Source organism: Mesorhizobium sp. B2-4-7 (assembly GCF_006442685.1).
Classification (GTDB): Bacteria; Pseudomonadota; Alphaproteobacteria; order Rhizobiales; family Rhizobiaceae; genus Mesorhizobium.
Genome location: NZ_VFVH01000007.1, coordinates 284,593 through 297,410 on the forward strand (window position 1 = coordinate 284,593; position 12,818 = coordinate 297,410).

The following is a 12,818-nucleotide window of genomic DNA, read 5'->3' on the forward strand; positions in this document are numbered from 1 at the left end:
GCTCCGGTAGTCTTGCCGCGCGAGTTTGAGTTATTTTTCTCATGCATGAATGATCGCCCGAGAGAGAGTTGGCTACTTCGTCGTTTTTGCGCATATCTTTGGCGCGGAGAGCTTGGCCAGGTCGGCCGCAAGCGACTTGCGCAGCCGAGAAGCGGCGAACTCCATGAAGCGCCGCAGCTTGAGGGGCAGGATCGCCTGTCCGGTGTGCACCAGATGCACCGGGATCGGGTCAGGCTCGTAGTCCTCCAGGATGATCCTGAGCTTCCCCGCGGCCACAGGCCTCGCGATTTGGTAAGAGAGCACGTTCGTCACGCCGACGCCGGCGAGCGCCGCGTCGATCGCGGACTCCGCCGTGTTGATCTTCAGCCGACAGTAGGGACGCACGCTCCTCGTCGCCTTGCCGCGCGGCTTGAAAACCCACGTCATCCCAGCTGCGAGTGCCGTGAACGTCACGCACATGTGCTCGGCCAGGTCGTCAGGCGTTTTCGGGACGCCATGGGCGGCGAAATAGTCGGGGCTGCCGCACACCACACGCCTGATCTCGCCCACCTTCGTCGCGACGAGTGTGCTATCGGGCAACATGCCGACGCGGACGGCCAGGTCGATGTGCTCGTCGACGATGTTGATCGTGTGATCGGTGAGCGTCAGTTGAATGCTGATCTGCGGGAAACGCGCGAGGAATTCATTCACGACAGGCACTACGTGGAAGCGCCCAAAGACAATAGGCGCGGTCATCGTGAGCGTACCGCGCGGGACTGTGTACTCCCCAGAGGCCTGCGATTCGGCTTCCTCGACCTGTTCCAGGATGCGTTTGCAGGCGGCGACGTAGGCGAGCCCCGCTTCGGTCAGGGACAGTTTCCGCGTCGATCGGACCAGCAGCTGGGTATTGAGGTGGGTCTCCAATTCGGCGACCTTCCGACTGACGGTCGGTAGAGGGACGCCGAGCTGACGGCCTGCCGCGGAGAAACTGCCGGCCTCCGCCGACCTTACCAAAAGCGACATTGCTTCAAACCGGTCCATTTCTCTCACCCTCCGAGAGGCCATTTCTCACGATTAGGCAATTATGGCGCCGAACGGCAGAGGCTACCACAGCAATTCAAAAACCGAGCCGGCCAGAGTCCAACGGAGAAGAAATGTCCCGCATCGCTATCCCGGGTCGCGACGACGCGCCTGCCGAATCCCAGCCAATCCTCGACAACATCAACAAGATGCTCGGCTTCGTACCGAACCACTATCGCCTCATGTCCATCAGTCCGAACGTTCTGGGCGGCTGGGCCGGTCTGATGGGGTCGCTGTCCAAGGCCCTCGATCTGAAGACCCGGGAGGGCATCGCGCTCGCGGTTTCGGAGGCAAATGGCTGCGACTATTGCCTTGCAGCGCACAGCTATGTCTCAACGAACCTCGCGAAGATCCCTCCGGAGGAAATCGATCTAAACCGGCAGGGCCGATCGAGCGACTCCAAGCGCCAAGCTGCGGTCGCCTTCGCGAAGGCGCTTATCGAGACGCGCGGCAAACTCTCCGACGCCCAGTTTGCGGCGGTCAAGGATGCGGGCTGGACGGATGCTAGTACCCTCGAAATGATCGCGCTGACTGCTCAGTTCCTGTTGACCAACTTCGTGAACAATGCAGTGCGGACCCCGATTGATTTTCCGGAGGTGAGGCCCGCGAAGGCAGTCTAACGCCAGGTGACGCCGCTCTCCGGCGCTCGACGCGACGATGCCGATGCGTTCGCCGTCTACCTCGCGGCCCGCTAGCAGATGATTTCAGGTCGAATCGACCTGAAATCTGAATTCGTCTCTAAATCGGAGAAGTTGAGCATGGTGTTGCCCGAAAACCGCTTCACATTCTTCGGCATTATGCCTCTAGTCGGGGTCGATGTTCGGGATCGGAAGCTTGCGCAAGTCGTCGTCATAGCTAGCCGCTCGCCCGACGCTGACGTTGTCGTTCGTGCGGATGTCGGCGCTGAGGCCAAGCGTCCGCCCCACCGGACACATGTCCGCGGCCTGCATCAGTTGGGCACGTTCCTCGTCGCTCAGGTTTCCTTCGAGCCGGATGGAACGCTCGAAGGAGTCGCGGCTGCCCTCGATGCCGTGGTGATATGAAACAGCCACCTCGACATGAGAAAGCGGGAATTTCCGCCTTCGCGCCTGCAGCCGTATCGTCATCGCTGTGCACGCGGCGAGCGAAGCGCTGAGCAGCTCGTAGGGGTTTGCCCCGGCCGTGATGCCGCCCCTCCCATTGAGGCCGCCAATGGAGAATTCCGATGCGCCGGCGCGGCCGTTGAGCGCGCCGGCGCCGTCAAGATCGCCGCCTACCACGGCCTGCGGGTGGGGAGCGCCATCATTCGAGTTCGTCATCGTGCTTTCCTTTCAGGTTTCGACAGGGCCTTTTGGCAGGCCCGCCTTGACCAGGTATCGTAGCTACGGCCTCGCGAGCGCGACCTGGCTCCCCCGCGGCCCGCACTTTTGCGAACGTAGGGTTTATCACGCTGCGGGTCGACGGTTCCCGACAGTGGGTATCAGGCGTGGAGGGTCTCGCCACCTTCGGCATCCGCGTAGTACTGAGGCGCCTCGCGACGGTCATACTTTCCGTAGTCGCGCACGATCCGCACTCTTCGGATCCTGGCCTTGTTATTCGGCGCAGAAGCGTCCTCATAAGCCTGCGCGGCAGCGGCGTTCTTCCACGATATGAGGAGAATCAGGTCGCCGGGCGTGAGTACGGCGTCAAAGATGTCCCAGAACGTGCTGTCGGCGGCCCACGGATTCAGGCCAAGCCACTCGGCACAATCGTACGGGTTGTTGGTTTGCTTCCACTGCGCGGGGCGAGTCGCGTTGATCAGCGTAACCGTCGTGCCCTCCCCAAATTCAGTCTCATCGAGCCTTTGCTCCGTGAGGGCGTACCCCGTCGGCAGCTGATTGTCGGCAGTGATCTGACCCACGCGCAGGTGGTAGTCGGCGAGGATTTCGTCGCGGCCTTTCTGCTGGAGTTCGTGATGATGCCTGCGGGTGCGCCAGCGCACGAGCGACTTCTCGTCCCGCCAGTTCGAAAGCGAAAGGATCCAGCCCTCGCGGATCAGGCTCTTGTAGCGGATGTTGTCGACGAAGCCCTCTTCCTGCTCCAGCTCGGGGCGCAGCATCTTGGCGCTGTCGAGGTAGTCATCCCAGTTCTCTTTATTGGGGAGGACTTCGAAAATCACTGAAAACATGTTCGTATCCCGTCTCTAGAGTGCTTCGACGCAGTCAGTCCCAATGTCGAAATGGCCCGACAAAGGCACATATTCTTGACGGCAGAAGACGTTCCAGCCGTCGACATCGGTCGCCTTGGACAGCACCCCAGTGGCTCCCGTTCATTCACTGCGCGGGTCCTCGCATTCAACCACTAAAGTCGCTGCAGGCCGCACGGATAATCTGGCGTTTGCGAAAATTATGCTCTCGCAAAACGAAAGGAACGGTCCCTCAAGCGCCGTAGCGTTCGGCCTTGATCGCTCTCGCTTCCAGTCCCAATGCGAGCGCCGCGTCCGCCGCGATGTCAACGAAAGCAGTCGACCCGCACACGAAGACGCTGCCGGGAGAGACAGGCTGACGTGCCGCGACGTCGGCGACCATCGCCGCGTCGATCCGCCTGCTGAAGTCGCTGCTGCGCATCGCCGGCTCGCGCGTCAAGGCCAGGGCGAGTGCGAAATCGGGAAGCGACCTCTCGAGCTCGAGGAGCTCGTCCCTGAAAAGCACGTCACGCCAGGTCCTGGAGGAGAGCAACAGCGCGACAGGCACTGGCTCGCCGCTGGCCTTCCGATGCCGGATCATTGCCATCAGCGGCACGACGCCGGAGCCCGCGCCGATCAAGAGCAGCGGTTTCGCTGTCGGTCCCGGCCAGAGGAAGTGACCGCCAAGCGGCCCGCGAAGCTCGATCATATCTCCTGCTCGAGCGACGTCGTGGAAGAACGGGGAGACCTCGCCGTCCGCGAGGCGCTCGATCGCCAGCTCGATCACTTTGGAATTGCCCGGGGCCGACGCGATCGAGTAGCTGCGCATGGCAGTGTAGCCGTTGGGTGCAGTCAGCCGCACGTCAACGTGCTGTCCGGCCGTATACTCGAACGGTTCGGATAGGCGAAGAAAGAAGCTCTTTATAGCCGGCGTTCTCGTCGCGATCTCGACAATCGCGCAGCTCTGCCATCGCGCGGTTGTGCCAATCGCTTCAGTCATTCGTGTATCGCTGCTCGCGCCACGGATCCCCGTATATGTGGTACCCGCGCAGCTCCCAGAAGCCGGCCTCGTCGCGCTCGGTGAACTGAAGCCCGTTTACCCACTTCGCCGACTTCCAGAAGTAGAGATGCGGCACGAAGAGCCGCGCCGGCCCCCCGTGGTCGCGCGGCAGTGGCTGGCCTTCGTACTCGAGTGCGATCATCGCCTTGCCCGTCGCGAGGTCCGCCAGTGGCACGTTCGTGGAGTAGCCGTCGTAGCAATGGGCGAGCGCAAACGGAGTGGGTGCGCTGAGGCCGGCGTCGGCGAGGATATCGTCGACGGCCACGCCCTGCCACGCGGTGTTGAGCTTCGACCAGGAGGTCACGCAGTGGATGTCTCGCGTCATCTTGGTTCGTGGGAGGGCGTTGAACTCCGACCAGCTCCAAGCTTTGACCGGACGAGGTCCGACCTTTAGCGTGAATGTCCAGTCCGCGGGCTCGATCCTCGGCGTGGGACCGGCCGTAAGCACCGGGAAATTGTCGACGAGGTGCTGTCCCGGGGGAATCCGATCCGATAGTTCCGATCCGGATTGGCGGCCGGTAAAACCGCGAGTAACCATGGCGGACATCCTTCCTCGGCAGGTAAAAAGAGCGTCGTCCCGCGCAACGCCAAGCCGTAGTGCGCCGGATGAGCAAGGTACCGGCGTAACATAGTATTCCGCGCCGCGAATGGGAAATGACGTCACGCCATGAAGTCGATAGCCGGGCGTTATGATCGCCGTCCGCCTTCCGCATCGGCCTCGCGTGCGCCCGACGCCGACTGCTCCAGCAGCTCGGTCAGCATCCTGACGGCCTCCGTCAGCTTCAGGACTTCGCGCTCACGTAGTTGGTCGATCTTTTCATGCAGCAACTCTATCTCGAGCTCCGCCTTCACGTTGATGCGGTAGTCATTCTCCGCGGCCTTGCGATCGATGTCCTGCTGCCGGTTCTGGCTCATCATGATGACTGGCGCGGCGTAGGCCGCTTGGAAAGAAAGCGCGAGATTGAGAAGGATGAACGGGTAGGGGTCCCAGCCCCTGATCGCGCTGACTAGGTTGGCCCCTATCCAGACGACCAGGATCGCACTTTGCACGATGATGAAACTCCACGATCCCATGACGCTGGCGACGGCGTCAGCTATCCTTTGCCCGGGCGTCAGGCACGCAGCCGCCGCGGACTCATCCATGTCCTGGAGACGAAATGAGCGACGCGCTCGCCTGAGGTCGGCGAGCAGGTCATGCTCGGCTTGTTCCATGCCGTCCTGGTCTTCCACCTTCTCTTCCACGTTGCCAGCACCGTTCCGCTTGATTGCACGGTCGACGCGCCAGCGCCCCACCGCGTTTTTGATCGCGTCGTTTAGCCGTGAAATTTCGTGGCGATATCCGCGATGGCTCGTCGCCGGCACCGGGCGCCGGCAAGCTCGTTCTCGGTCGGCGGCCGCTGCGCGTCGGGGCCGGCAATTGTCGTGGCGCCGTAAGGCGTACCGCCGGCGATCTCATCGACTTTCCTTTGGCCGGCAAACCCGCAGTTCATTCCGACCACCGTCATGCCGAAGTGGAGCAGATTGGTGATGATGGTGAACAGCGTCGTCTGCTGGCCGCCATCCTGCGTCGTCGATGACGCGAAGGAGCCGCCGACCTTGCGATTGAGGGTTCCCTTCGCCCATAGGCCGCCAGCCTGGTCGAGGAAACTTGCCATTTGGGACGACATCCTGCCGCAGCGCCTGCTTGCGCCCAAGACGATCGCGTCCTACACGGCGAGGTTGTCGATGCACGCGACTGGAGCGGTCTGGTCGAGGTTGTCGTTGGCTGCCTTCGCGCCTCCGGAAATAGAAGTTCAGGCACTCGCTTCACGTCGGCGGACGCGCCCGCCTCGCGCGCGCCCGCGGTGATTTCGTGTGCGAGCTTTTCGATGTGCCCGTAGGAGGAGCAGTAGAGTACTAGCACTTTGGCCATGGGAGCCGTTCATCGTATTGACCGCCGCCCGCTTACGCGTCTTCGGCTATTTCGAAGCATGCAGAAAACCTCCGGCGCGAGGGCGTCCGGTCGGGTGCTTGCTTTGCTAGCATTAAGTTTCGGGGCAGGAAGGGTAAACGTATCGTATCAATAACTGCCGGGAATGCCGCGCTATCGCTGCAATCCTATGGTCGATCGTCTGCAGCGCGGAGTTCCCTGAGAAGGAAGTCGGTAAACGCACGGGCGGCGGGCTTTATGGTCTTTGCGCTGACAAAGAGCGCATTCAGTTCCATCGAGCCGAAATCCCAGTCGGGCAGCACCCGAACAAGTTTCCCGGCGTCGAGCTCTGCCCGCGCGCTGTTTTCGCTCGATGCGGCGACCCCCAACCCGGCGACAGCGCTTGCCGTGGCTACTTCGTTGGTGGTGATCGAGAGCGCGCTATCAACGCGCACGGAGGTGATGCGGCCGCCCTTGCGGAAGGAGAAAGTCGGCGAGGGATGCGCTGGACTGATGATCACCGAGTGGTGCACGAGATCCGACGGCATCGTGGGTGTGCCGCGCTCCTGTAAGTAGCCTGCCGAGGCCGTGAGTACCCTTGGCTGGTGGATGAGTTTGCGCGCCATCGCGCTGGAGTCGGGGAGGGCGCCGAACTGCAACGACACGTCGAGGCCCTCAGTCACGAGGTCTGGGTAGCGGTCCGTCACTCGGAGCTCGATTTTCAGCGCCGGATGCTGCTTCGTAAACGCGCCAAGCCGCGGGATGATCTCCCTGAGCGCGAAACTTGTCGGCGTGCCGACGCGAAGCGAGCCGCGCAACTCTCCTGTTCCGCGCGCCTCGTGGTCGGCATCGTCGAGCGCTGCGAGGATCGTTTCGACGCGCATCAAGTACGTCGCGCCGGCCTCGGTCAGCGTCACTGCTCGCGTGGTGCGGCTAAAAAGCGTCGCGCCGACCTCCTCCTCGAGCGCAGCGATCAGCCTGGATGCGGACGGCTGCGACAGGCCAAGTTCGCGCCCGGCACGGGAGAAGTTGCCGACGCGCGCGGCGCGAGCAAACAGTCTGAGTGCTGAGAGTCGGTCGTTCATCACTTGGTGGCTCGCGGCGGGCTACACGGAGGTCGGATCCAGCACGAGGGCCAGGATCGTATCGAGCGCGGCGGCCACCGCCACCGCAGCGCAGACGGCGGCGACCCCAAACCCCCGTGCTCGTTGGAAGCGAAAAAGGCCGACTGCGGTCGCGAGTGCGGCTTTCCAGGCATTCATCGGTCTCCTCAGCGGCACCATGCTCTGCAACACCTGGGAAGTAGTGCCTATCGACTCTCAACATAATCGTCTATCTGTGAGACACCGCCTCTCGGCATATGAGAGTAGGTAGTTTGCGTGCTCCTGGCGGCGCTATGGGATGTCGGCGGCAATATCCCCTGCGATTAGGAAGTCACGGTCCCTCGCTACGAGCCGCCCCCACGCTTCTGATCTCAGCGCGCCTCTTCATTCAGCGCGCAGCGCAGTTGGTGTCAAACCGCGAAACGCCGGTATCATTCAACCGCTCGTCGCTCAGGTGCGGTCGTTAGCTCTGGCCGCTGATTATCTTTTTGCCGCGGGGCGCCGCTTAGTCCATGCCGGCCGCGCTGATCGCCTTATATTCGTGGAGCAGCCGCGCACCCATACAGCGCAGCGCGCCACGGAAGGTCAGGGTGCGCCAATGGCCGCGCGGAGCCAGGGCGCACAGCCGCTTCCACTTCGGCCGCCAACATGACAGCGAGCCATGTTGGCCTTGATCCACGGCTCATCGAACAGGCACTGGGGATCGGGCCCGGTCTGCGAGGATCCAAACGCAAGCGCCTGCTGGCGAGATCAGCGCACGCCAGATACGCGTTAGTCTTCCAGGTGTCTTTTATAAATTTTGAGTAGAGGCGAAGAGATTCGATTAAGTCGGCTCCGATATCCTGCGCCAACTGGAAATCAGGGCGACCGAGATTCCATCTTGCCATTTGCTATTCATCAGCGCTTCCGCACCTTGATGACCTGGACCAGTCTTCCGGCAGTGATCGCCCTTGCGGTGCTGTTAACTGCCGGAATTTTTGCGGACCATCAAAACAGCATTGTAACCGAGCAGGCATTGCGCGTTGACGTTGCGAAGGAGATGAACCTCGTTCGCGCCAAACTTGAGGGTAATGTCAACGGAGACCTTCAACTGGCGCGTGGTCTGGTCGCGACGATCGTTACTGAACCGAACATGAGCCAAGCTCGCTTTGCCAAACTGGCAAAGAGCCTCTTTCGCGAGAAGACACAGATCAGAAACATTGCCGGCGCCCCTGACCTGGTCGTCTCGTTGATGTATCCGAGGGAAGGCAATGAAAAAGCGATAGGGCTGGACTTCCGCGAAGACGAAAAGCTGCGCGAAGCAGTACTTCGGGCACGCGATAACAAGCAACTGGTGTTAGCCGGGCCGGTAGAACTCAAACAAGGAGGTCAGGCATTCATCGGGCGATTTCCTGTCTTCCTTGACCGTGACGGCCCTCGCGAGACGTTCTGGGGCATAGTGGCCGCCGTGATCGACGTTCCGAAGCTGTACGCGGACAGCGGTCTTTTAGACAAGAACCTGCCAATCGAAATCGCTCTGACAGGTAAGGACGCTCTCGGGAGAAGCGGGGCGCGATTTTACGGTCCCGCGTACGTGACGGAACAAGATCCCGTCACTTCCGAGGTGCGGTTGCCGACAGGATCTTGGCAAATTTCCGCCATTCCCAAGGGTGGCTGGAACACCACGCCCCGCAACGCCTGGATTTTGCGACTAACAATGCTCATCGGCGGCGCCCTGGTCGTGGTTCCGATCGTCTTTGCGGGGCGGCTTCTCAATCAGCGGTATAAGCATTACGCCGATCTGCGCCGCGGCGAACGACGACTGGCACAGCTTTCAGAGAGGCTGGAGCTTGCGCTTGACGCCTCGCAAATTGGCGTCTGGGAGCAGGATCTCGACTCGGACATTATATTCTGGGACGACCGCCTGAACGAAATCTATGGCAAGTCAGCAGATGGCGAACCAAGAACCTTCGAAGAGTGGTCAAGATCGATCCACCCTGACGATCTCGACGAGGCTAAGCGGGATTTCGCGCAAGGGATCGCAACCGGCATATACTCTTCGCAATATCGTGTGGTGCTTCCCAATGGAGTTGTCCGACACGTCCGCGTGCGTGCCAAGACTTACAGGGACGGCACCGATCACAAAATGGTTGGCGCGGAATGGGACGTGACGGCGGATGTGATCCAGACACGGGAACTGGAACGGGCAAAGGATCTCGCCGAAACGAGGAGTGCTGAGCTTGAGGCGGCGACAGCGCGCAATGAGCATACGGCGCTTCACGACTCACTGACCGGCCTTCCGAATCGCCGCCACCTTGACACGATGCTCGATAGCTACGCCGTCACAGGCTCAACGCCTGGCAGCGGCGCCGCGCTTCTGCATCTTGATCTCGATCGTTTCAAACAGATAAATGGCACGCTCGGCCATGCCATCGGCGACGCCGTGCTGATCCATACCGCAAAGGAGCTGACATCAACTGTTCGCTCATCAGACTTCGTTGCCCGAGTCGGAGGCGATGAGTTTGTGGTAGTCTGCAGACGCGATATCTCAACTGATCAGCTTAAACAGCTGGCCGACCGCATCATACATAGATTGCGGCAGCCGATTCCCTACAAGGACCATCAATGCCGTATCGGCGTTAGCATCGGGATCGCAGTCGATGCGGACGGTCCCATCGACGGCCCACGCCTGATGGTCAACGCGGATATAGCCCTTTACCGGGCCAAGAGTCGGGGACGCAATCGATATGAGTTCTTCACCCAGGACCTCCACTCTGAGATCATCCGGACCAAACGGGTAGCCGACGAGATCCTCGCAGGGTTGGAACGCAACGAGTTTGTTCCACATTACCAGCTACAGTTCGATGCCAAAACGCTGGAGGTTGCGGGCGTTGAGGCGCTGGCGCGCTGGAACCATCCCGCCGACGGACTTCAGACGCCAGCCGGGTTCCTCAAGATTGCTGAAGAGTTGAATGTCGTTTCAATTATTGACCGACTAGTACTGGAACAAACCCTCCACGACCTTGATCGCTGGCAGAGGGCCGGCCTCCTGGTTCCGCGCGCTTCGGTGAACGTCTCCGCGAGACGGCTTCAGGACGAGGAGCTGATCACCAGCCTGACGTCACTTTCGATAAAACCAGGAACCGTTTCGTTCGAACTTCTAGAATCAATCTTCCTCGACGACAACGATGAGCTTATGATCTGGAACGTCAACCAGATCAAGGAACTCGGAATCGACATCGAAATTGACGATTTCGGCACCGGCCATGCGTCGATTGTCAGCTTGCTCAAGCTTCAACCGCGACGGTTGAAAATTGCACGCCAGCTAGTTGGTCCAATCGCCAGGTCAGCCCAGCAGCGAGAGGTCGTACAATCGATTGTGCAGATTGGCCGGTCCTTGGGCGTGGAGGTCATCGCCGAAGGTGTCGAGACGATGCAGCAGGCCAAGGTCCTCAAGAATTTAGGCTGTGACATCTTGCAAGGCTATGCGCTGAGCCGACCAATGACCGCACACGGCATCACGAAGTTGTTAAACAACCGGCGAATGCTCGCAGCATCATGAGATCAGCGCGCGCGCGACGAGCATCGGCGCCCGCCAACCCCCGTTTGCGGCCCCTGCGCATGACCAAGCGGATGTACTAGCGCCATTTCACGCGCCAGACCAATGGCTTTTCTAACAAGGCAGAGGCTCACGCCAGCCCGGTGGCCTCCATTCCAGGTATTACAATTGAGCGACGCATTGATGCCTCGCGCCGCATGACGCAGGCGATAGCCGCTGGCGTCACTGGCAAGCTTTTGGAGATTGGTCACATCCTTAAGCTTCTCGAAGGGAAGGAAGCAGAACCGAAGGCTCGCGGCTCACTTCGGATACGACAGGCCGGGTAGGTTCTTTCAGGTTCTCATGATCGACCAGGGGACTGGGGCTTATCGGAGTAGAATGCGACTGGGCAGCCGTGTGCCTTCAGATAGAGTTCCAGCGCCTCGAAGGAGCTGAAGGTGCTCTCCGACTTCACAAAGCGAAGCTGCTGGAGCTTGCTCGTGGCGTCGTCGATGAAGACGAGCAGGGTGCATGGATCGCCCCGCTCCTCGAACCAACGGTGATCACTGCCGTCGATCTGCACCAGCTCGCCATAAGATTCTCGACGCAAACGAGGCTGATGGAATGTCCGGCGCTGCTTGCGCGACAGCCAGATTCCGGCTTCCGCCATCCATTTGCGCAACGTCTCTCGCGACACGATCAGGCCGTGGTTCGCCGCCAACTTCTCGGCCGCCAAGGTCGGCCCGAAGTCGAGATAGTGTTCCCGAACCAGCCGAACCGCCAACTCACCGATGCCGGCGACATATCGATGGTTCGACGGTCGTCCTCGAGCCTTGTGCCGAAGTGCCGCGGCGCCTTCAGTCCGGAACGCCTTCAGCAGATGCTGGACCTGGCGCGTTGTCATATCCAGGACATGCGCCGCCGAGACAACCGTCATGCGCCGCTCCAAAACCTTCGACAGCACCTCGATGCGTTGCAGCTCGCGCTCGCTCATTAAGATCAGTCCCAACCCGCCGTCTCCCTCGCTCATCGGCGAGCAGGGCGACATTCCTACTTTGCGGAATCAAGACATTTCTATTTTGCGGCAATACCCATAAGTCGCATAACATGTATTATGGAACTAACATTTGTGATTACTATTCATATACTTATGTGAACTTCAATATTTCGATTGGACAAGCTAACCGGGAAGCCCGATGAACGGATTCTGATACCGAACTCCGAGCGGTCTGAAATCCTTTTCATTGTCCGTGAGCACGATTAGATCGTGTTGCGTGGCTGTGGCAGCAATCGCGATATCCTCGAAACCGGGAGAGATGCCAGCTCCGCGGGCGACTGCCATAAGTTGCCCGGTTATCGTTGCCGTCTCGAGATCAAGAGGCAGAATGCGGCTACCGTAGTAGTGACGAATTTCTCCCCACCACTCAGCGAGCGCGGCCGCTTTTTTGGTGGCACCGGTTCGCTTGGCGTTCGCAATACCGTCCTCGATCTCAGCCGAGGTGATGACGGACAGCCAAAGGTCGGAGGATCTGTCGACGATCCAGGCAACTAGTCTTTCATCGGAGGGTGTCCTGCGTCTCGAGGGGGCGAGCAAACTGACGACATTCGTATCCAGAAGGTACAACGTCAAAACGCCGGGTCACGCAGAGCCCGTGCGGGCTTTCGGCTTCGCGCTGGCAGGTCGCCGTCCTCCAAGGGCGAGTTTGTAAGCAACCAACCCAGCGATGGCACACGGGAAAGGCGCTCGTAGTCCGCATAGCTGATTACGACAGCCTCTCTTTTGCCGTGACGGGTGACAACCGTCGGTGCGCCTGCAACCGCTTCGTCGACCACATGCGAGAACGTCGCCTTCACGTCTTTAAGCTGAATCTCTTTCATCTTGACAGCCCTGTGACCAAAGTAGTCATATAGCTTATGGAGCGAGCCTTGACAAGAAGGCCGTAGCCCAACTGTCGTAAGCAGATGAGTTGTCCGGATTAGGTAGCACGTGAGTTGTCCGGTTTTATCGCCAGCGGATGGAGGCTGGG

At 60.3% G+C, this 12,818-nt stretch carries 12 protein-coding genes and 3 pseudogenes; 2 read left to right on the plus strand and 13 right to left on the minus strand.

The features are described 5' to 3' along the window. Positions 1–72: 72 nt before the first annotated feature. Positions 73–1,020 (minus strand): LysR family transcriptional regulator, encoded by a 948-nt coding sequence (locus tag FJ946_RS20450; protein WP_140501498.1) that lies wholly within the window; start codon positions 1,018–1,020, stop codon positions 73–75. A gap of 113 nt (positions 1,021–1,133) precedes the next feature. On the opposite strand from FJ946_RS20450, the gene FJ946_RS20455 reads away from it, so the two are divergent. After that, positions 1,134–1,679: a carboxymuconolactone decarboxylase family protein gene (locus FJ946_RS20455; protein ID WP_140501500.1), complete on the plus strand. Its 546-nt coding sequence runs from the start codon at positions 1,134–1,136 to the stop codon at positions 1,677–1,679. 183 nt (positions 1,680–1,862) lie between these two features. On the opposite strand, the gene FJ946_RS20460 is transcribed toward FJ946_RS20455, so the two are convergent. The 9 genes and pseudogenes from FJ946_RS20460 to FJ946_RS31275 form a co-directional block, all read right to left on the minus strand. Next, complete coding sequence (locus tag FJ946_RS20460; protein ID WP_140522737.1) at positions 1,863–2,357, minus strand: OsmC family protein; 495 nt, start codon at positions 2,355–2,357, stop codon at positions 1,863–1,865. A gap of 161 nt (positions 2,358–2,518) precedes the next feature. After that, the gene (locus FJ946_RS20465; RefSeq protein ID WP_140522735.1) at positions 2,519–3,205 is read right to left on the minus strand and encodes an antibiotic biosynthesis monooxygenase; all 687 of its coding nucleotides are present in this window, start codon (positions 3,203–3,205) and stop codon (positions 2,519–2,521) included. 250 nt (positions 3,206–3,455) lie between these two features. Next, complete coding sequence (locus FJ946_RS20470) at positions 3,456–4,202, minus strand: ferredoxin reductase (RefSeq protein ID WP_181165397.1); 747 nt, start codon at positions 4,200–4,202, stop codon at positions 3,456–3,458. Next, positions 4,195–4,800: a sulfite oxidase-like oxidoreductase gene (locus tag FJ946_RS20475; RefSeq protein ID WP_140501506.1), complete on the minus strand. Its 606-nt coding sequence runs from the start codon at positions 4,798–4,800 to the stop codon at positions 4,195–4,197. Before FJ946_RS20475 ends, FJ946_RS20470 begins: the two co-directional genes overlap by 8 nt. A gap of 149 nt (positions 4,801–4,949) precedes the next feature. Further along, positions 4,950–5,624 (minus strand): DUF1003 domain-containing protein, encoded by a 675-nt coding sequence (locus tag FJ946_RS20480; RefSeq protein ID WP_224647543.1) that lies wholly within the window; start codon positions 5,622–5,624, stop codon positions 4,950–4,952. Further along, a pseudogene (gene wrbA / locus FJ946_RS20485) lies at positions 5,576–6,174 on the minus strand (NAD(P)H:quinone oxidoreductase). The gene FJ946_RS20480 and the pseudogene wrbA overlap by 49 nt, the downstream one beginning before the upstream one ends. Before the next feature lie 185 nt (positions 6,175–6,359). Continuing rightward, positions 6,360–7,256 (minus strand): LysR family transcriptional regulator, encoded by an 897-nt coding sequence (locus tag FJ946_RS20490; RefSeq protein ID WP_140501511.1) that lies wholly within the window; start codon positions 7,254–7,256, stop codon positions 6,360–6,362. Between the two features lie 21 nt (positions 7,257–7,277). Beyond that, positions 7,278–7,433, minus strand: a complete 156-nt coding sequence (locus FJ946_RS30820) for a hypothetical protein (RefSeq protein ID WP_181165398.1) — start codon at positions 7,431–7,433, stop codon at positions 7,278–7,280. 403 nt (positions 7,434–7,836) lie between these two features. Beyond that, positions 7,837–7,979, minus strand: a pseudogene (locus FJ946_RS31275) (IS630 family transposase); the annotation flags it as partial. Positions 7,980–8,190: 211 nt separating this feature from the next. On the opposite strand from FJ946_RS31275, the gene FJ946_RS20495 reads away from it, so the two are divergent. After that, positions 8,191–10,815: an EAL domain-containing protein gene (locus FJ946_RS20495; RefSeq protein WP_140523374.1), complete on the plus strand. Its 2,625-nt coding sequence runs from the start codon at positions 8,191–8,193 to the stop codon at positions 10,813–10,815. Between the two features lie 364 nt (positions 10,816–11,179). Here the strand turns inward: FJ946_RS20495 and FJ946_RS20500 are convergent. The 3 genes and pseudogenes from FJ946_RS20500 to FJ946_RS20510 form a co-directional block, all read right to left on the minus strand. Continuing rightward, positions 11,180–11,800 (minus strand): annotated as a pseudogene (locus tag FJ946_RS20500) (ISNCY family transposase); the annotation flags it as partial. A 171-nt stretch (positions 11,801–11,971) separates the two neighbouring features. Beyond that, positions 11,972–12,415 carry a type II toxin-antitoxin system VapC family toxin gene (locus FJ946_RS20505; RefSeq protein WP_140522733.1) on the minus strand — a complete coding sequence of 148 codons (444 nt, stop codon included), beginning with the start codon at positions 12,413–12,415 and terminating at the stop codon, positions 11,972–11,974. Between the two features lie 2 nt (positions 12,416–12,417). Continuing rightward, on the minus strand, positions 12,418–12,669 hold the full coding sequence (locus FJ946_RS20510; RefSeq protein ID WP_140522731.1) for a type II toxin-antitoxin system Phd/YefM family antitoxin: 252 nt from the start codon (positions 12,667–12,669) through the stop codon (positions 12,418–12,420). Positions 12,670–12,818: the final 149 nt, after the last annotated feature.

What these genes read in the sequence shown, in the direction of transcription:
- FJ946_RS20475 (WP_140501506.1), bottom strand. Translation starts at nt 4,800, where the DNA reads ATGGTTACTCGCGGTTTTACCGGCCGCCAATCCGGATCGGAACTATCG.
- FJ946_RS20470 (WP_181165397.1), bottom strand. Translation starts at nt 4,202, where the DNA reads ATGACTGAAGCGATTGGCACAACCGCGCGATGGCAGAGCTGCGCGATT.
- FJ946_RS20450 (WP_140501498.1), bottom strand. Translation starts at nt 1,020, where the DNA reads ATGGACCGGTTTGAAGCAATGTCGCTTTTGGTAAGGTCGGCGGAGGCC.
- FJ946_RS20510 (WP_140522731.1), bottom strand. Translation starts at nt 12,669, where the DNA reads ATGAAAGAGATTCAGCTTAAAGACGTGAAGGCGACGTTCTCGCATGTG.
- FJ946_RS20465 (WP_140522735.1), bottom strand. Translation starts at nt 3,205, where the DNA reads ATGTTTTCAGTGATTTTCGAAGTCCTCCCCAATAAAGAGAACTGGGAT.
- FJ946_RS20455 (WP_140501500.1), top strand. Translation starts at nt 1,134, where the DNA reads ATGTCCCGCATCGCTATCCCGGGTCGCGACGACGCGCCTGCCGAATCC.
- FJ946_RS20495 (WP_140523374.1), top strand. Translation starts at nt 8,191, where the DNA reads ATGACCTGGACCAGTCTTCCGGCAGTGATCGCCCTTGCGGTGCTGTTA.
- FJ946_RS30820 (WP_181165398.1), bottom strand. Translation starts at nt 7,433, where the DNA reads ATGAATGCCTGGAAAGCCGCACTCGCGACCGCAGTCGGCCTTTTTCGC.
- FJ946_RS20490 (WP_140501511.1), bottom strand. Translation starts at nt 7,256, where the DNA reads ATGAACGACCGACTCTCAGCACTCAGACTGTTTGCTCGCGCCGCGCGC.
- FJ946_RS20460 (WP_140522737.1), bottom strand. Translation starts at nt 2,357, where the DNA reads ATGACGAACTCGAATGATGGCGCTCCCCACCCGCAGGCCGTGGTAGGC.